Here is a 17,928-nt window from a genome sequence, read left to right as displayed (position 1 = left end):
CCAACGTTCAGGTTGGCGCTTACCGGTTGTACGGCCCGAAGTCGTACTCCTCCAGCGGAACGGCCTCGCCCGATCCCTGACCGAAGGTGTACTCACTCGGCTCCTCGTAACCGGAGACCGAGTACATCGAGGCCTTGGCCTCCTCGGTCGGCTCCACCCGGATGTTGCGGTACTGCGGAATACCGGTACCGGCCGGGATGAGCTTACCGATGATGACGTTCTCCTTGAGGCCGAGCAGCGGGTCGCTCTTGCCGTGGATCGCGTTCTCGGTCAGCACGCGGGTGGTCTCCTGGAAGGAGGCCGCCGACAGCCAGGACTCCGTGGCCAGCGAGGCCTTGGTGATACCCAGCAGCACCGGACGTCCGGCGGCCGGCTGGCCGCCTTCGGACACGACGCGTCGGTTGATCCGCTCGAACTTGGGCCGCTCGACCATCTCACCGGGCAGAAGCTCGGTGTCGCCCGACTCCAGGATGTTCACTCGCTTGAGCATCTGGCGGACGATGATCTCGATGTGCTTGTCGTGGATGGACACACCCTGCGACTTGTACACCTCCTGGACCTCGGACACGAGGTGCTGCTGCACCGCGCGCGGGCCCTGGATGCGAAGCACCTCGTGCGGGTTGATCGCACCCTGGATGAGCTGCTGGCCGACCTTGACGTGGTCGCCGTCGCTCACCAGGAGCTGCGCACGCATCGGGACCGGGTAGGCGATCTCGTCCGTGCCGTCGTCGGGGATGACGACGATCTTGCGGCTCTTCTCGGTGTCGTCGACCCGGATCCGGCCCTCCATCTCGGAGATCGGGGCCATACCCTTCGGGATACGGGCCTCGAAGAGCTCCTGGACACGGGGCAGACCGTGGGTGATGTCCTGACCGGCCGAACCACCCATGTGGAAGGTACGCATGGTCAGCTGGGTACCGGGCTCACCGATGGACTGGGCCGCGATGATACCGATCGCCTCGCCGACGTCCACCGGCTTGCCGGTCGCCATGGAGCGGCCGTAGCAGGTGGTGCAGACACCGATCTTCGCCTCACAGGTCAGCGACGAGCGGATGCGCACGCGGGTGACCCCGTGGGCGACGAGCTTGTCGATGTTCTGCTCGGAGGTGTCGGACAGCGCCGGGAGCACGAGGTTGCCCTCGGGGTCCAGCGTGTCCTCGGCGATCGTCCGGCCGAAACCGGTGTTCTCGACGTTGTGCTTGCGCACGACGACACCGGCGGCGTTCTTCTCGCCGATCTCGTGCCAGAGCGAGCGGTCGGTGCCGCAGTCGATCTCGCGGACGATGACGTCCTGCGCGACGTCCACCAGACGACGGGTCAGGTAACCCGAGTCGGCGGTACGCAGGGCGGTGTCGGCCAGACCCTTCCGCTGACCGTGAGTGGAGATGAAGTACTCCAGCACGGACAGGCCCTCACGGTAGGAGGACTTGATCGGACGCGGGATCGTCTCACCCTTGGTGTTGGAGACCAGGCCACGGATACCGGCGATCTGGCGCACCTGCATCGGGTTACCACGAGCACCGGACTGGACCATCATCCACACCGGGTTGTCGGAGGGGAAGTTGTCCTCCATGTTCTTGGCGACCTCGGCGGTGGCCTGGGTCCACACCTCGGTGAGCTCCTGGCGGCGCTCGTCGTCGGTGATCAGACCGCGGTCGTACTCGCGCTGGATCTTGTCGGCCTTGCGCTCGTAGCCACCGAGGATCTCGGCCTTCTGCGGAGGCGCGACGACGTCCTCGATGCCGATGGTCAGACCGGACCGGGTGGCCCAGCGGTAACCGGCGTCCTTCAGGGCGTCCAGGGTCGTGGCGACCTGGACCTTGGGGTAGTTCTCGGCGAGGTCGTTGACCAGGACCGAGACCTGCTTCTTGCCCACCTGGAAGTTGACGTACGGGTAGTCCACCGGGGTGGCCTCGTTGAAGAGGTACCGGCCCAGAGTGGTCTCCAGGACGTAGACGTCACCCGGCTCCCAGCCCTCCGGCGGCGTCCAGTCCTTGGGCGCGGGAGCGCCGTCGGCGATACGCAGTCGGATCTTGGCCTGCAGGTCCAGCGCGCCCAGGTCGTAGGCCATGATGGCCTCGGCCGGGGAGCGGAAGGCACGGCCCTCGCCCGCGGCACCCGCACGCTCGGTCGTCAGGTAGTACAGACCGATGATCATGTCCTGGGTGGGCATGGTCACGGGCTTGCCGTCGGACGGCTTGAGGATGTTGTTGGTGGCGAGCATCAGCAGCCGCGCCTCGGCCTGGGCCTCGGCGGACAGCGGCAGGTGCACGGCCATCTGGTCACCGTCGAAGTCGGCGTTGAACGCCGTGCAGACGAGCGGGTGGATCTGGATGGCCTTGCCCTCGACCAGCTGCGGCTCGAAGGCCTGGATGCCCAGACGGTGCAGCGTGGGAGCACGGTTCAGCAGAACCGGGTGCTCGGTGATGACCTCTTCGAGGACGTCCCACACGACCGGACGGGACCGCTCCACCATGCGCTTGGCGCTCTTGATGTTCTGCGCGTGGTTCAGGTCCACCAGGCGCTTCATCACGAACGGCTTGAAGAGCTCCAGGGCCATCTGCTTGGGCAGACCGCACTGGTGCAGCTTCAGCTGCGGGCCGACGACGATGACCGAACGGCCGGAGTAGTCGACTCGCTTACCGAGCAGGTTCTGACGGAAACGGCCCTGCTTGCCCTTGAGCATGTCGGACAGCGACTTGAGCGGGCGGTTACCGGGACCGGTGACCGGGCGGCCGCGGCGGCCGTTGTCGAACAGCGCGTCGACGGCCTCCTGCAGCATCCGCTTCTCGTTGTTGACGATGATCTCGGGCGCGCCGAGGTCCAGAAGCCGCTTGAGGCGGTTGTTCCGGTTGATGACGCGACGGTACAGGTCGTTGAGGTCGGAGGTCGCGAAGCGGCCACCGTCCAGCTGCACCATCGGACGCAGGTCCGGCGGGATGACCGGGATGCAGTCCAGCACCATGCCCATGGGGCTGTTGGTGGTGTTGAGGAACGCCGAGACGACCTTGAGCCGCTTCAGGGCGCGGGCCTTCTTCTGGCCCTTGCCCGTACGGATGGTCTCCCGGAGCTTCTCCGCCTCCTCGTCCAGCTCGAAGTTGGAGAGGCGGTCCTGGATGGCCTGGGCGCCCATGCCGCCGCGGAAGTACTTCCCGAAGCGGTCGCGCATCTCGCGGTAGAGCATCTCGTCGCCCTCGAGGTCCTGGACCTTGAGGTTCTTGAAACGGCTCCACACCTCGTCGAGGCGGTCGATCTCGCGCTGGGCGCGGTCGCGCAGCTGGCGCATCTCACGCTCGGCGCCCTCGCGCACCTTGCGGCGCGCGTCGCCCTTGGCACCCTGCTCCTCGAGCTCGGCCAGGTCGGCCTCGAGCTTGCGGTGGCGCTCCTCGATGGTGGAGTCGCGGCGCTGCTCCAGGTGCTGCTTCTCGACCGAGATCCGTGCCTCGAGCGACTGGAGGTCGCGCTCACGGGCCTCGGTGTCCACCCACGTGACCATGTAGGCGGCGAAGTAGATGATCTTCTCGAGATCCTTCGGCGCCAGGTCAAGCAGGTAGCCCAGACGGGAGGGCACGCCCTTGAAGTACCAGATGTGCGTGACGGGAGCGGCCAGCTCGATGTGGCCCATCCGCTCACGGCGCACCTTGGCACGGGTCACCTCGACGCCGCAGCGCTCACAGATGATGCCCTTGAAGCGGACGCGCTTGTACTTGCCGCAGTAGCACTCCCAGTCCCGGGTCGGACCGAAGATCTTCTCGCAGAAGAGTCCGTCCTTCTCGGGCTTGAGGGTGCGGTAGTTGATGGTTTCGGGCTTCTTGACCTCGCCGTGTGACCACTGGCGGATGTCGTCGGCGGTGGCGAGGCCAATCCGCAGCTCGTCGAAGAAGTTGACGTCGAGCACTTAATTCGTCCCCTGCTCTCGAATTCCGCGGAAGTTAGACCTCTTCGACACTGCTCGGCTCTCGCCTGCCCAGGTCGATTCCCAGTTCTTCCGCGGCGCGGAAGACGTCCTCGTCACTGTCCCGCATCTCGATGGACATACCGTCACTGGACAGCACCTCCACGTTCAGACAGAGCGACTGCATCTCCTTGATGAGCACCTTGAAGGACTCAGGGATGCCCGGCTCGGGGATGTTCTCGCCCTTGACGATGGCCTCGTAGACCTTGACACGGCCCACGACGTCGTCGGACTTGATGGTGAGCAGCTCCTGGAGCGCGTAGGCGGCACCGTAGGCCTCCAGCGCCCAGACCTCCATCTCACCGAATCGCTGGCCACCGAACTGCGCCTTACCACCCAGCGGCTGCTGCGTGATCATGGAGTACGGGCCGGTGGAGCGGGCGTGGATCTTGTCGTCCACGAGGTGGTGGAGCTTCAGGATGTACTTGTAACCGACGGAGATCGGCTCGGCGAAGGGCTCACCGGTGCGGCCGTCGAACAGGCGGGCCTTGCCGTCCTCGTTGATGAGGCGGTTGCCGTCCTTGTTCGGGCGGACCGACTGGATGAGGCCGCTGAGCTCGTCACCGTGCAGGCCGTCGAAGACCGGCGTGGCCACGCGCGAGTTCGGCTCGACCTCGGCCGCTCCGATCGCGTGCAGCGACTTCTGCCACTCCTCCTCGACACCCTCGACCAGCCAGCCGTTCTTGGCCAGCCATCCCAGGTGGACCTCGAGTACCTGGCCGACGTTCATTCGGCCGGGCACGCCCAGCGGGTTGAGGATGATGTCGACGGGGGTGCCGTCCTCCAGGAAGGGCATGTCCTCCTGGGGCAGGATCTTCGAGATGACGCCCTTGTTGCCGTGACGGCCGGCGAGCTTGTCACCGTCGGTGATCTTGCGCTTCTGGGCCACGTAGACGCGGACCATCTCGTTGACGCCGGGGGCGAGCTCGTCGCCCTCGTCGCGGCTGAACACGCGGACGCCGATGACCTTGCCGGTCTCGCCGTGCGGCACCTTCAGGGAGGTGTCGCGGACCTCGCGGGCCTTCTCGCCGAAGATGGCGCGCAGCAGGCGCTCCTCCGGGGTCAGCTCGGTCTCGCCCTTGGGCGTGACCTTGCCGACGAGGATGTCACCGTCGACGACCTCGGCGCCGATGCGGATGATGCCCCGGTCGTCGAGGTCGGCCAGGACCTCCTCGCTGACGTTGGGGATCTCGCGGGTGATCTCCTCCGGGCCCAGCTTGGTGTCACGGGCGTCGACCTCGTGCTCCTCGATGTGGATCGAGGAGAGGACGTCGTCCTGCACCAGGCGCTGGCTGAGGATGATCGCGTCCTCGTAGTTGTGCCCCTCCCAGGACATGTACGCCACGAGGAGGTTCTTGCCCAGCGACATCTCGCCCTGGTCCGTGGACGGACCGTCGGCGAGGACCTGCTTGGCCTCGATGCGCTGACCGTCGTGGACGATCGGGCGCTGGTTGAAGCAGGTGCCCTGGTTGGAGCGCTGGAACTTGCCCATGCGGTACGTCTTGCGCGTGCCGTCGTCGGCCATCACGGTGACGTAGTCGGCGGTGACGTCCTCGACGACACCCGCCTTCTCCGCGAGGATGACCTCACCGGCGTCGGTGGCGGCGCGGTACTCCATGCCGGTGCCGACGAACGGCGACTCGGCGCGGAGCAGCGGCACGGCCTGGCGCTGCATGTTGGAGCCCATGAGCGCGCGGTTGGCGTCGTCGTGCTCCAGGAACGGGATCATGGCGGTGGCGACCGACACCATCTGGCGCGGCGACACGTCCATGTAGTCGACCTCGTCGGTGCTGACCTGCTCGAACTCCCCGCCCTTACGGCGGACGAGCACGCTGGGCTCGGCGAAGGTGCCGTCCGGGTTCATCGGGGTGTTCGCCTGCGCGATGACGTAGAGGTCCTCTTCGTCAGCGGTCAGGTAGTGGACCTCTTCCGAGACCTTGCCGTCGATGATCTTCCGGTACGGGGTCTCCACGAACCCGAAGGAGTTCACCCGGCCGTAGGCGGCGAGCGAGCCGATCAGACCGATGTTCGGGCCCTCAGGGGTCTCGATCGGGCACATGCGGCCGTAGTGGGACGGGTGAACGTCTCGGACCTCGAAGCCCGCGCGCTCACGGGACAGACCGCCCGGACCCAGCGCCGAGAGGCGGCGCTTGTGGGTCAGGCCCGCGAGCGGGTTGGTCTGGTCCATGAACTGGGACAGCTGCGAGGTGCCGAAGAACTCCTTGATGGAGGCCACGACGGGACGGATGTTGATCAGGGTCTGCGGCGTGATCGCCTCGACGTCCTGAGTGGTCATCCGCTCACGGACGACGCGCTCCATGCGGGCCAGGCCCAGGCGGACCTGGTTCTGGATGAGCTCGCCGACGGTGCGCAGGCGACGGTTGCCGAAGTGGTCGATGTCGTCGGTCTCGACCGGACGGAGACCGAGGACGGTCTCCTTCTCGACCTCGCCCGCGTGGAGGCGGACCATGTAGTCGATGGTCGCGACGATGTCCTCTTCGGTGAGGGTCCCCTGCGTGAAGTCGGTGTCGAGGCCGAGCTTCTTGTTGATCTTGTACCGGCCGACCTTGGCCAGGTCGTAGCGCTTGGGGTTGAAGTACAGGTTCTCCAGCAGCGCCTGGGCCGACTCCTTCGTGGGCGGCTCTCCCGGGCGCAGCTTGCGGTAGATGTCCAGCAGCGCGTCGTCGGTGCCCGCTGTGGGGTCCTTCTCCAGGGTGTTGCGGATCGACTCGTACTGGCCGAAGCGCTCGAGGATCTGGTCGGTGGTCCAGCCGAGCGCCTTGAGCAGGACGGTGACGCCCTGCTTGCGCTTGCGGTCGATGCGGACGCCGACGAAGTCGCGCTTGTCGACCTCGAACTCCAGCCAGGCACCGCGGGACGGGATGACCTTGCAGCCGAAGAGGTCCTTGTCCGAGGTCTTGTCGACGGACTTGTCGAAGTACACACCCGGGGAACGGACCAGCTGGGAGACGACAACGCGCTCGGTGCCGTTGATGATGAAGGTGCCCTTGACGGTCATGAGCGGGAAGTCGCCCATGAACACCGTCTGGCTCTTGATCTCACCGGTGTCGTTGTTGATGAACTCCGCCGTGACGAACATCGGGGCGGAGTACGTCATGTCCTTGTCCTTGCACTCCTCCTCGGAGTACTTGGGCGGCTCGAACCGATGGTCGCGGAACGACAGCGACATCGTGCCCGAGAAGTCCTCGATCGGACTGATCTCCTCGAAGATCTCTTCGAGACCGGACTGCTCCGGAACGTCCTTGCGGCCGGCGTTGCGGGCCGTCTCGACCCGGGTCTTCCACGTGTCGTTGCCAAGCAGCCAGTCGAACGACTCGGTCTGCAAGGCCAGAAGGTTGGGAACCTCGAGGGGCTCCTGGATACGGGCGAAAGAAACGCGGTGCGGACCAAGGGCGTTAGCGGAGGCGTTGCGCGAGGCTGCCAACAGGGGTCCTTCCGAAGGCTTGTGGCGGTTGAAGCGCGCACGCCAGACGATCCGTCACGAGAAGGACCGCCGCAACGCGGTTGAGACGGTCACATCGAGCGGGAACGGGCCTTCCGGATTCCAGAAGAATGGGATGGCGGAAGCCGAACTCCGACACAGGGATCACCAAAGGGCAGCGCAAAAGAGCAGTGTAGCCGAACACCACACCGCTGTCCACTCACGGTCCACAGCGCCACTCACGACACCGGCAGGATCACCCCTGGAGAGCGATCCGTCAAGCCCACCGCCCGACCAGCAGCGACTCCGGTGGGAGCTGACAGCTCCGGGCCGGGTCCCGGTGGACGGTGGAACCGTCTTCACGGACATCCCCGGGGGAAGGCCCTGGACCATCAGGGTGTAACAGCGCGCCTGCCCTGGCCCCACGGGGGATGTGAGCCAACGGACACCCGGAAAGGTTCCCCCGCCCCAGGCGGGTAAACACTCTCCCCGAGCCCCGTCAAGATTCCCGGGACGGGAGGTTATCGCGTCCAAGGGACAGTTCGCACACGCGAGCTCGGGGTTTCTCCCCCCGGACAGGCACAGCTTCGCACATCACCCAGCTCACGACGGTTCAGACACGGCGTCGTTCACGACATACGGGACGTCGGGCCCCAGCCCGCGGGGGCGTTCGGGCTCCACGAGCGGACCGGAACGCCGGGGTTCTCGACGGACCGAATCCCCCGACCTCCCGCGGGCGCCCCTCCGGCGCCTCCCGGACGCCGCCAGGCGCCCTCCAGACGTCCCAGGACACAGGAAAGCGGCCGCCCCTCCCGGAGGAGGAACGGCCGCTTCGCGCAGACCAGCGGGCGTCTGAGGCCCGCGGAGGACTACTTGAGGGTGACGGTGGCGCCAGCGCCCTCAAGGGCGGCCTTCGCCTTCTCGGCGGCCTCCTTGTTGACACCCTCGAGGAGAGCCTTCGGGGCGTTGTCGACGAGGTCCTTGGCCTCCTTGAGGCCCAGGCTCGTGAGGCTGCGGACCTCCTTGATGACCTGGATCTTCTTGTCACCGGCGGACTCGAGGACGACGTCGAACTCGCTCTGCTCCTCGGTCTCGGCGGCAGCGGCACCGGCGGGGCCGGCGACGGCGACGGCGGCCGGGGCGGCAGCGGTGACGTCGAACTTGTCCTCGAACAGCTTCACGAACTCGGAGAGCTCGAGGAGGGTCATCTCCTCGAACGCGGCAAGCAGGTCCTCGTTGCTGAGCTTCGCCATGATGCGATCTCTCTTTCTCTAACGACACGCGCGCCCGACGGCGCATCGTGCGAGCCAATAGCCGGGCGCCGTCGGCACCCGCCGTGGTTCATGGGGTTTAAGCGGCTTCCTCGGAACGCTTGTCCGCCAGGGCCTGTGCGAGACGCACGGCCTTGGACGGGAGCGCCTGGAAGACGGCGGCGGCCTGGCCCTGCTTGGCCTTGAGCGCGCCGGCAAGCTTCGAGAGGAGAACCTCTCGGGACTCCAGATCGGCCAGCTTGGTGATGTCCTCGGCGCTCATCGACTTGCCGTCGATGATGCCGCCCTTGATCACCAGGGGCGAGTTCGCCTTCGAGAAGTCACGCAGACCCTTGGCGGCCTCGACAACGTCCCCGTGGACGAAGGCGATGGCGGACGGGCCCTCGAGCAGATCGGTGATCTGCTCGTCGACACCGGCGTCCTTGACCGCGATCTTGGTCAGCGTGTTCTTGACGATGCGAAAACGCGCAGTCTGGCCGAGGCTGTTGCGCAGTTCAGTGATCTGCGCGACAGTGAGCCCCCGGTATTCGGTCAGCACGGCGCCGTTCGACTCACGGAACTGGTCCGCGAGTTCGGCGACCGCGGCTGCCTTGTCCGGCCTCGCCATGGGACTCCTTCCAACAGTGAACGCTGGTTGACTCCCAAGGACTCCACGATCGGCGTCAGCACGAGAAAAAGCCCCGAGCGCGAGGCGCACGGGGCACGACCGCGTTCTCAGGACGTGACTGGCACGTACCGGAACGGGAAAGCTCTGGTGACACCTGCGCGGGCGCCCATCAACGGGTCCTTGGGTCACCCGAGCGGGTGACTACCAGCGGTCTTCGGCAATTACTGATACTAGCCGACCGCGGGAGTGCTTTGGTCTGCGGTCTGATACGGATACGTATGACCGTCGCCACCCCCCGCGCAGAAGGAGCCCGTTCCCCCGTGGAGTCCCCCCGTTCCACCGCTGCCCTCACCTGCGTTCTCGCCCTCGGCCTCTCGGGATGCGTGGTCTTGAGCGCCGCGGACCGGCCCTGGCACGAGGAGGCCGACCCCGAGGCGCTGCTCTCGGCCCTGGCCGACGCCGCCGACCGGGCCGACAACTACACCCTGGAACTGGGCTTCGGCCCCGGCTCACCGGACGGACCGGACGGTTCGGGGACGCGTCTGTCCTACGAGGTCTCCGACTCCCCCGCCGCGGTACGGGCCACCCTGACCCGCGCCGACGGATCGGAGCTGGTCGTGGTCTACCCGGAGGACGGCGAGGCCCTGCTGCACGACACCGGGGACCTGCTGGGTGCCCCCACCGAGTGGGTCCGGGGCGATGACCTGCTGCCCGCGCCCGCCCCTGCCGAGGTGTTCGACCTCGCCTCCCTGTCCGCACTGGTCGACCTGTTCGCCGGGATGGAGGGGGCCGAGGCGGGCCCCGCCGAGAGCGTCGGTCGCACCGAAGCCCTCCCGCTGACCGGGGTCCTGCCCGCCGCGGCGGACGGCGCGGCCGCCGAGCGCGACGCCGTCGTGCCCCTGCTCGGCGAGGACGCCTCCGGGGCCCTGGACGTGTACGTCTGGGTGGACCGGTCGGGCTTCCCGGTACGTATGGAGTCCTCCGGAGAGGAGGCGTCGCTGTGGCTGGAGTTCTCCGACCGCGACCGGACCTCCTTCCACGTCCCCAACGGCGACGAGGTCAGCGAACCCGTGGCATCATGACCCGGCCGGGCGCTCCCGCTCCCTGACGCGCCCCCGGTTCAGAAAGCGAACGCCCCCCGTGAAGTCCCCCGTGCCCGCCCTGTTCACAGCGGGCTGCCTCACCCTGTCCCTCACCCTCGCCCTGAGTGCCTGCGGCTCCGCCGAACCGGGCCCGGCCCCGGAGACCGAGGCGGCCGACGCCGCCGAGGAGTCCACGGAGACCGCCCCGGTCGACGTCCCCGAGCTGTTGGAAGGACTGACCGAGGCCTTCGGCTCGGTGTCCTCCTACACCGTCGCAGCCGACGTCTCCGCGGACGGCCTGGAGGAGGGCGACCTGACCAGGACCGGTTCCTGCACGGTCATGGCCGAACCGGAGGCCCACCACTGCGTCAGCGAGATGCCCTACGCGGGCGAACTCGCGATGGAGGCCTTCGAGGAGCACGGCAGCGTCCCCGAAGGCGCGACCGTGGAGAAGCTGGCCCGCAACGAGTACATCTCCCACGACGGGCTGGTCTACGTCGACGACTCGGACGGGATCTACGGGGTGGACACCCCGTGGCTGCGTAGCGGGGACCCCGGGAGCTCGGTCTCCGTCGACATGCCCCTGGACTTCGAGGTGACGGAGCTGTCCGACCTGGTGGACTCCCTGAGCACCCTGGAGGGGGCCGAGCACACCGGCACCGAGAAGGTCGACGGGGGCGAGGCCGCCGTGATCGAGGGAACCCTGGACGACGAGGGTCTGGCCGCCCTGGCGGAGGATCAGCGCGAGTCCCTGAACACCCTGCTCGGCCGGACGCCCGAGGAACTGGCCGTGACCCTGTGGGTGGACGCCGACGGCTTCCCCGTGCGGATGGAGCTGTCCGGCGACGGTTCCGAGGGCGTCCTGGAGTTCACCGAGGTGGGCAGTGCCTCCTTCGAGATCCCGTCCGAGGACGAGGTCACCGTCCGGTGAGGAACTGATTCCGATCCTCGCACCCGACGGAACCGAGTGACCGGAATGTCCGTCTCAGGTGGGAGTATCAGAGCTCGAAGGACGTCCCGCTCCCAGTCGCGTCCTTGTTCTTCCCCCATTGAGAAAGTGAACGCTTCCCCTTGAAGACCCGCACTCCGGCCGTGATCGCCGCCGGCTCCCTGTCCCTGGTCCTCGCCCTCACCGCCTGCGGCAACGACGCGGCCGACGAAACCGCCGTCGACGCGGTGGAGGAGGAGCAGGAGGAGCAGAAGGGTGGACTCTCGGAGCTGCTCAGCAGCCTGGGCGACAACACCCAGGAGGTCACCAACTACACCCTGACCATGGACATGTCCATGCCCGACGAGGATTTGGGCGACATCGAGATCTCCATGGTCTCCGAGGTGATGGACGACCCGGCGGCCGTCCAGAGCACCATGAACATGCCGTTCCTCGGCGAGATGATGTTCGACCTGATGTCCCTCGGTGGCGAGCTGCCCGCCGATGTCACCGCGGAGGACCTCGGCACCATCGTCGTCATCGTCGAAGAGGGCCAGGACCCGCTGATGGCCAACCAGAACGGCCTCTACGGTGACACCGCCTGGATCCGTACCGACGCGTCCAACATGGACCAGAACCCCGACGAGGTCTTCGACGTCGAGTCGCTGCCCGAGCTCGCCGGCGCGCTCGCCGAGCTCGACCAGGCCGAGGAGACGGGGAACGAGACGATCGACGGGGTGGAGACCACCGTCGTCGCGGGTTCGATGACCGGCGAGGAGCTGGGCGAGCTCGACACCGCGCAGGCCGCCGCGCTCAAGGAGCTCATGGGCGGCAGCATCGCCGGATCCCTGGACGTCACCCTGTGGATCGACGCTGACGGCTTCCCGATGCGCATGGAGTTCTCCGACGACGAGGCCGACGTGGCCATGGAGTTCTCCGCCCTCGGGTCGACCTCCTTCGAGGTGCCCGCCGAGGAAGAGATCGGCGCCATGCAGCCGTAACCCCCGCACACACGCGAGCGGCCCCCGCACTCCCTGAGGAGGCGGGGGCCGCTCGTCTGTCACACGAGGAGCGCGAAGGCCTTAGGCGTCGAGCGGGATGCTCGGGCCCATCGTGGTGGTGACCACGGCCTTCTTGATGTAGCGGCCCTTGGCGGCGGACGGCTTGAGGCGGTTGACCTCGTCCATCGCGGCCTGGTAGTTCTCCATCAGCTTGGCGTCGTCGAAGGACACCTTGCCGATGATGAAGTGCAGGTTCCCGTGGCGGTCCACGCGGAACTCGATCTTGCCGCCCTTGATCTCGGTCACGGCCTTGGCCACGTCCGGGGTGACGGTGCCCGTCTTGGGGTTGGGCATGAGGCCACGCGGACCGAGCACGCGGCCGAGGCGGCCGACCTTGCCCATGAGGTCCGGGGTGGCCACGACGGCGTCGAAGTCGAGGAAGCCGTTCTGGACCTTCTCGACCAGCTCGTCGTCGCCAACGATGTCCGCGCCCGCGGCACGAGCCTGCTCGGCACGCTCACCGGTCGCGAAGACCAGGACCCGAGCGGTCTTGCCGGTGCCGTTCGGCAGGTTCACGGTGCCGCGGACCATCTGGTCGGCCTTGCGCGGGTCGACGCCCAGGCGCAGGGCGACCTCGACGGTCGCGTCGAACTTGACCTTGGTGGTCTCCTTGGCCAGCTTCAGGGCCTCGGCGGGGCCGTAGAACCGGTCACGGTCCACCAGGTTGTTGGCATTGCGGTGGTTTTTGCTGCGCTTCACGCTGTTCTCCTACGGGAACGTGTGGTCATTGGGCCAGCGCCTGGCCCTGCCACGGTGGTTCTTACCGTCGAGCAACCCCGAAAGGGAGCTACTTGACCTCGATGCCCATCGAACGGGCGGTACCGGCGACGATCTTGGACGCGGCCTCGATGTCGTCGGTGTTGAGGTCGGGCAGCTTGGTCTGCGCGATCTCACGGACCTGGTCGGCGGTGATCGAACCGGCGGTGCTGCGACCCGGGTCGGTGGCGGCCTTGTCCAGACCGGCGGCCTTCAGGATCAGCCGCGGCGCCGGGGGCGTCTTGGTGATGAAGGTGAAGGAACGGTCCTCGTAGATGGAGATCTCTACGGGGATGACGTTGCCGCGCTGGGCTTCGGTAGCAGCGTTGTACTGCTTGCAGAAGTCCATGATGTTGACGCCGTGCGGACCGAGAGCGGTACCAACGGGCGGCGCCGGGGTCGCCTGACCGGCGGGGAGCTGCACCTTGACGAGTGCGGCAAGTTTCTTCTTCGGAGGCATATCGGGTCCTTTGCCTGATCTGCGTTGTGTGCCGGCCCCTGCCTCCCCCTCGGCGCCGCGGGTCACGGGGACCACGGCGGAACCGTTGCCGAAGGAGGCTGTCCCGTGCGGGAGCACGGGGTCACGGCCCGTCGGGACCGGACGGGCCGGAGCGCGTTCCACCCGGGTTTCCACCCGGGAGGGACACGCGACAGTAGGTCCGCCCCGCGAGGGACGGACCTACCAAGTCTACGTCGCCCGGACAGTGGTCCGGGCGGGTTTGTGGGGAAGGCCCCACAAGGGTCAGATCTTGGCGACCTGGTTGAAGGAGAGCTCGACCGGGGTCTCGCGCCCGAAGATCGACACCAGCACCTTGAGCTTCTGGGTGTCGGCGTTGATCTCGCTGACGGTGGCGGGCAGGGTCGCGAACGGACCCTCCATGACCGTGACGGACTCGCCGACCTCGTAGGCCACGTCCGAGCGGACCTCGCCGCCCGAACCCTTGGCCTGCTGGGCCTGCTCCGGCTCCTCCTCCGGCTCGGGAGCCAGAAGCTTGGCCACCTCGGTGAGGCTCAGCGGGGCGGGCTTGTTGGACAGGCCCACGAAACCGGTCACACCGGGGGTGTTGCGGATGGCCGACCAGGACTCGTCGGTCAGGTCCATGCGGACGAGGACGTAACCGGGCAGGACCTTCTCGGTGACCTGCTGGCGCTTGCCGCTCTTGACCTCGGTGACCTCGTGCTCGGGCACCTCGACCTGGAAGATGTACTCCTCCATGTTGAGGGACTGGGTACGGCTCTCGACGTTGGCCTTGACCCGCTTCTCGTAGCCTGCGTAGGTGTGCACGACGTACCAGTCGCCGGGCAGCAGGACGAGTTCGTTCTTGAATTCCTCGACGGGGTCGAGACGGGGCAGCTCGGGCTCCGCGTCAGCCTCTTCGACCTCTTCGGTCTCTTCGGCTTCCTCGGTGCTCTCGTCGGCCTCTTCGGCCGGCTCCGGGCTGTCGGCGTCGGTCGGTTCGACCGTTTCCTCGGACAGCTCGCCCGCCAGGCCGGTCTCTTCCGCCGACGACTGATCCGGCTCCTCTTCGGGGAAGTCGTCAGAGGTCAGTGGGGACTCGGACACGGCTGCTCTTTCTCTCGTCGGATTCGCTGATGCGCACGACGCACACCGAACAGGCCGTGCGTCGAACCCAGTTCTGCCAGCTTACGGTCTCTCCGGGCGAAGCGGGACCAACGCGCGGACGAACGGGACCGGGCAGAGGCCGAGCGGGAGTCCGGTCGGAAGACTCGGAGGGCGGACACGACCGCCGTCGGGCGGCGCCCCCGAGGGGCGCCGGAACGCGGGCTAGACGCCGGCGGGACGGCCGAAGTTGCTGTAGAGCCAGGTCACGGCCTCGCCGAAGGCGAAGTCGAGAACGGAGACGTAGGCGAGGACGATCACGACGAACACCAACACGACGATGGTGTAGGTGACGAGTTCCTTGCGCGTGGGCCAGCGAACCTTGCGAAGTTCTCCGACGACCTGCTTGGTGAACGTCACCGGACCGGTACGACGCTTCGGCTCCTTGTCGGGCTTCGCGTCGGCGTCAGTCTGAGTCACCTGGGGTCCTTAGGGTCGCGGGCTGCTTCGTATCCCCGTAGTTCCGTTGCGCTCGCGGTCGGGGTGGCGACTGATCGCCACCCCGGAACCGCGTGCGGACTTGCAGGGCAGGAGGGACTCGAACCCCCAACCGCCGGTTTTGGAGACCGGTGCTCTGCCAATTGAGCCACTGCCCTTAGCGGAAACTGCGTTCCCCACCATAGCCGGTCCGGAGTGCTGTCGCACACCCTCGGGGGTGTGACGCCCGTATAACGACCGGCCGACGCGGACGAGTGTATGCCCTCTCCACCGCTGCGTCCAAACCGGATGACCCGTTCCCGCCCGTCGGCGGGTGACCTTCCCCGCCGGGGGAAGTGACTTCCCCCCGGCATCGCAAAGGGGCACGTGACACCATGGGAAACATGACTGACCGACCCCGTGTCTCTGCACGTATCAGCGCCATCTCCGAGTCCGCCACGCTGGCGGTGGACGCCAAGGCCAAGGCCATGAAGGCGGAGGGCCGCCCCGTCATCGGCTTCGGCGCGGGAGAACCGGACTTCCCGACCCCGGACTACATCGTGGACGCGGCCGTGGCCGCCGCCCGTGAGCCCCGCTTCCACCGCTACACCCCCGCCGGCGGCCTTCCCGAGCTGAAGAAGGCCATCGCGGAGAAGACCCGGCGTGACTCCGGCTACGAGGTCGAGCCCGCCCAGATCCTGGTGACCAACGGCGGCAAGCAGGCCATCTACGAGGCCTTCGCCGCCATGCTGGACCCGGGTGACGAGGTCATCGTCATCGCCCCGTACTGGACCACCTACCCCGAGTCGATCAAGCTCGCCGGCGGTGTCCCGGTCTTCGTCGTCACCGACGAGAGCACGGGCTACATGGCGGGTGTCGAGCAGCTCGAGGCCGCGCGCACCGAGCGCACCAAGGTCCTGGTCTTCGTCTCCCCGTCGAACCCGACCGGCGCCGTCTACCCGCGCGAGCAGGTCCGCGCCATCGGCCGGTGGGCCGACGAGCACGGCCTGTGGGTGCTGACGGACGAGATCTACGAGCACCTGGTGTACGGCGACGCCGAGTTCTCCTCGCTGCCCGTCGAGGTCCCCTCGATCGCCGACCGCACCGTCGTCGTCAACGGCGTCGCCAAGACGTACGCGATGACCGGCTGGCGCGTGGGGTGGATCATCGGCCCGAAGGACGTCGTCAAGGCGGCGGGCAACCTCCAGTCGCACGCCACCTCCAACGTCGCCAACGTCTCGCAGGCCGCCGCACTGGCCGCCGTCTCCGGCGATCTCACCGCCGTCGAGGAGATGAAGAAGGCCTTCGACCGCCGCCGCCGGACCGTCGTGCGGATGCTCAACGAGATCGACGGTGTCGTCTGCCCCGTCCCCGAGGGCGCGTTCTACGCCTACCCGTCGGTCAAGGGCGTCCTCGGCAAGGAGATCCGCGGCAGGAGCCCGCAGACCTCCGCCGAGCTCGCCGAGATCATCCTCGAGGAGGCCGAGGTGGCCGTGGTGCCCGGTGAGGCCTTCGGTACCCCCGGATACCTGCGTCTGTCCTACGCGCTCAGCGACGAGGACCTCGCCGAGGGCGTGAGCCGCATCCAGAAGCTGCTGGCCGAGGCCAGGTAGCCGCTCCCCCGACGCTCACGGCGGACGCGCCCCGGATCACGGGGCGCGTCCGTGTTTCTGTGGTGTTGACCATTCCTGGCACGGCCGGTGCCCTTCATACGGCAGGCTTGGTTCATGGAGACACCGACCACCGCTCGCCGACTGGACCGGCTGCCCAAAGCACACCTTCATCTGCACTTCACCGGCTCGATGCGCCACGACACCCTGGTGGAGCTCGCCGAGGAGCGCGGAGTGCACCTGCCCCAGGCCCTGGTCAAGGAGTGGCCGCCCAAGCTCCGGGCCACCGACGAACGGGGCTGGTTCCGCTTCCAGCGCCTCTACGACATCGCCCGCTCCGTCCTGCGCAGGCCGGAGGACATCTACCGCCTGCTGCGCGAGGCCGCCGAGGACGAGAAGGCGGCCGGTTCCGCGTGGCTGGAGATCCAGGTCGACCCCAGCGGGTACGCGGCGCTCTTCGACGGGCTCACCGCGACCCTGGAGCTGATCCTGGACGCCGCCCGCGCCGCCGAACGGGACACCGGGGTGTCCATCGGCCTGATGGTCGCGGCCAACCGCACCCGGCACCCCCTCGACGCCCGGGCCCTCGCACGCCTGGCCCGGCAGTACGCGGGCAGGGGCGTGGTCTCGTTCGGCCTGAACAACGACGAGCGGCGGGGCCGCGCCCGCGAGTTCGAGGCGGCCTTCCGCATCGCCAAACGCGCCGGGCTGCTCTCCACGCCGCACGGCGGTGAGCTCAACGGTCCCCGCAGCGTGCGCGAGTGCCTGGACGAACTCGACGCCGACCGCATCGGCCACGGCGTGCGCGCCGTCGAGGACCCCTACCTCCTGGAGCGGATCGCCACCCAGGAGGTGACCCTGGAGGTCTGCCCGACCTCCAACGTGAGCCTCGGGGTGTTCGAGGAACTCGACCGCGTGCCGCTGCGCAGGCTCTACCAGGCCGGCGCGCCCATCGCCCTGGGCACCGACGACCCCCTGCTCTTCGGCCCCCGCCTCGTGGAGCAGTACCGGATCGCCCGCGAGGTCTTCGGGTTCACCGATGCCGAGCTGGCGGACCTGGCGAAGATGTCCATCCGCGGCGCGGGGGCCCCGGACTCCCTGAAGAAGGACCTGATCTCGGGGGTGGACGCCTGGCTGGCCGGCGACCCCGAACCCGTGGCGGACTGACCGGGCCCCGG

Annotated in this window: 13 protein-coding genes and 1 tRNA gene; 5 read left to right on the top strand and 9 right to left on the bottom strand. The window is 67.7% G+C overall.

What is annotated here, in order from left to right:
- Positions 1 to 19: 19 nt before the first annotated feature.
- The 4 genes from D458_RS0119465 to rplJ all read right to left on the bottom strand — a co-directional run bounded on the left by D458_RS0119465 (position 20) and on the right by rplJ (position 9,275).
- Positions 20 to 3,898, bottom strand: a complete 3,879-nt coding sequence (locus tag D458_RS0119465) for a DNA-directed RNA polymerase subunit beta' (protein WP_017588422.1) — start codon at positions 3,896 to 3,898, stop codon at positions 20 to 22.
- 34 nt (positions 3,899 to 3,932) lie between these two features.
- A complete protein-coding gene (rpoB, locus tag D458_RS0119460) occupies positions 3,933 to 7,400 on the bottom strand; it encodes a DNA-directed RNA polymerase subunit beta (protein ID WP_026119482.1) in 3,468 nt (1,155 codons plus the stop codon).
- Positions 7,401 to 8,266: 866 nt separating this feature from the next.
- Positions 8,267 to 8,650 carry a 50S ribosomal protein L7/L12 gene (rplL, locus tag D458_RS0119455; RefSeq protein WP_017588420.1) on the bottom strand — a complete coding sequence of 128 codons (384 nt, stop codon included), beginning with the start codon at positions 8,648 to 8,650 and terminating at the stop codon, positions 8,267 to 8,269.
- Positions 8,651 to 8,747: 97 nt separating this feature from the next.
- Positions 8,748 to 9,275 (bottom strand): 50S ribosomal protein L10, encoded by a 528-nt coding sequence (gene rplJ / locus D458_RS0119450; protein WP_017588419.1) that lies wholly within the window; start codon positions 9,273 to 9,275, stop codon positions 8,748 to 8,750.
- 320 nt (positions 9,276 to 9,595) lie between these two features.
- On the opposite strand from rplJ, the gene D458_RS0119445 reads away from it, so the two are divergent.
- From D458_RS0119445 to D458_RS0119435, 3 genes are all read left to right on the top strand, one after another.
- Positions 9,596 to 10,357 carry a hypothetical protein gene (locus D458_RS0119445; RefSeq protein ID WP_017588418.1) on the top strand — a complete coding sequence of 254 codons (762 nt, stop codon included), beginning with the start codon at positions 9,596 to 9,598 and terminating at the stop codon, positions 10,355 to 10,357.
- A gap of 58 nt (positions 10,358 to 10,415) precedes the next feature.
- Positions 10,416 to 11,288 carry a hypothetical protein gene (locus D458_RS0119440; protein WP_017588417.1) on the top strand — a complete coding sequence of 291 codons (873 nt, stop codon included), beginning with the start codon at positions 10,416 to 10,418 and terminating at the stop codon, positions 11,286 to 11,288.
- Positions 11,289 to 11,428: 140 nt separating this feature from the next.
- On the top strand, positions 11,429 to 12,286 hold the full coding sequence (locus D458_RS0119435) for an LppX_LprAFG lipoprotein (protein ID WP_017588416.1): 858 nt from the start codon (positions 11,429 to 11,431) through the stop codon (positions 12,284 to 12,286).
- A gap of 81 nt (positions 12,287 to 12,367) precedes the next feature.
- On the opposite strand, the gene rplA is transcribed toward D458_RS0119435, so the two are convergent.
- From rplA to D458_RS0119410, 5 genes are all read right to left on the bottom strand, one after another.
- Complete coding sequence (rplA, locus tag D458_RS0119430) at positions 12,368 to 13,045, bottom strand: 50S ribosomal protein L1 (protein WP_017588415.1); 678 nt, start codon at positions 13,043 to 13,045, stop codon at positions 12,368 to 12,370.
- Between the two features lie 88 nt (positions 13,046 to 13,133).
- Entirely contained in the window at positions 13,134 to 13,562 is a 429-nt protein-coding gene (rplK, locus tag D458_RS0119425) for a 50S ribosomal protein L11 (protein WP_017578654.1), read from the bottom strand.
- Between the two features lie 282 nt (positions 13,563 to 13,844).
- Complete coding sequence (gene nusG / locus D458_RS0119420; RefSeq protein WP_017588414.1) at positions 13,845 to 14,666, bottom strand: transcription termination/antitermination protein NusG; 822 nt, start codon at positions 14,664 to 14,666, stop codon at positions 13,845 to 13,847.
- Positions 14,667 to 14,888: 222 nt separating this feature from the next.
- Positions 14,889 to 15,143, bottom strand: a complete 255-nt coding sequence (gene secE / locus D458_RS0119415; RefSeq protein ID WP_017588413.1) for a preprotein translocase subunit SecE — start codon at positions 15,141 to 15,143, stop codon at positions 14,889 to 14,891.
- Positions 15,144 to 15,246: 103 nt separating this feature from the next.
- Positions 15,247 to 15,319: transfer RNA gene (locus D458_RS0119410), tRNA-Trp, on the bottom strand.
- A gap of 225 nt (positions 15,320 to 15,544) precedes the next feature.
- On the opposite strand from D458_RS0119410, the gene D458_RS0119405 reads away from it, so the two are divergent.
- Together D458_RS0119405 and D458_RS0119400 are read left to right on the top strand one after the other, a co-directional pair.
- A complete protein-coding gene (locus tag D458_RS0119405) occupies positions 15,545 to 16,753 on the top strand; it encodes a pyridoxal phosphate-dependent aminotransferase (RefSeq protein ID WP_017588412.1) in 1,209 nt (402 codons plus the stop codon).
- 114 nt (positions 16,754 to 16,867) lie between these two features.
- Complete coding sequence (locus tag D458_RS0119400) at positions 16,868 to 17,917, top strand: adenosine deaminase (protein ID WP_017588411.1); 1,050 nt, start codon at positions 16,868 to 16,870, stop codon at positions 17,915 to 17,917.
- Positions 17,918 to 17,928 lie beyond the last annotated feature (11 nt).

Source organism: Nocardiopsis ganjiahuensis DSM 45031, from assembly GCF_000341085.1.
Lineage (GTDB): Bacteria > Actinomycetota > Actinomycetes > Streptosporangiales > Streptosporangiaceae > Nocardiopsis > Nocardiopsis ganjiahuensis.
This window is presented reverse-complemented; position numbering and strand designations above follow the sequence as displayed.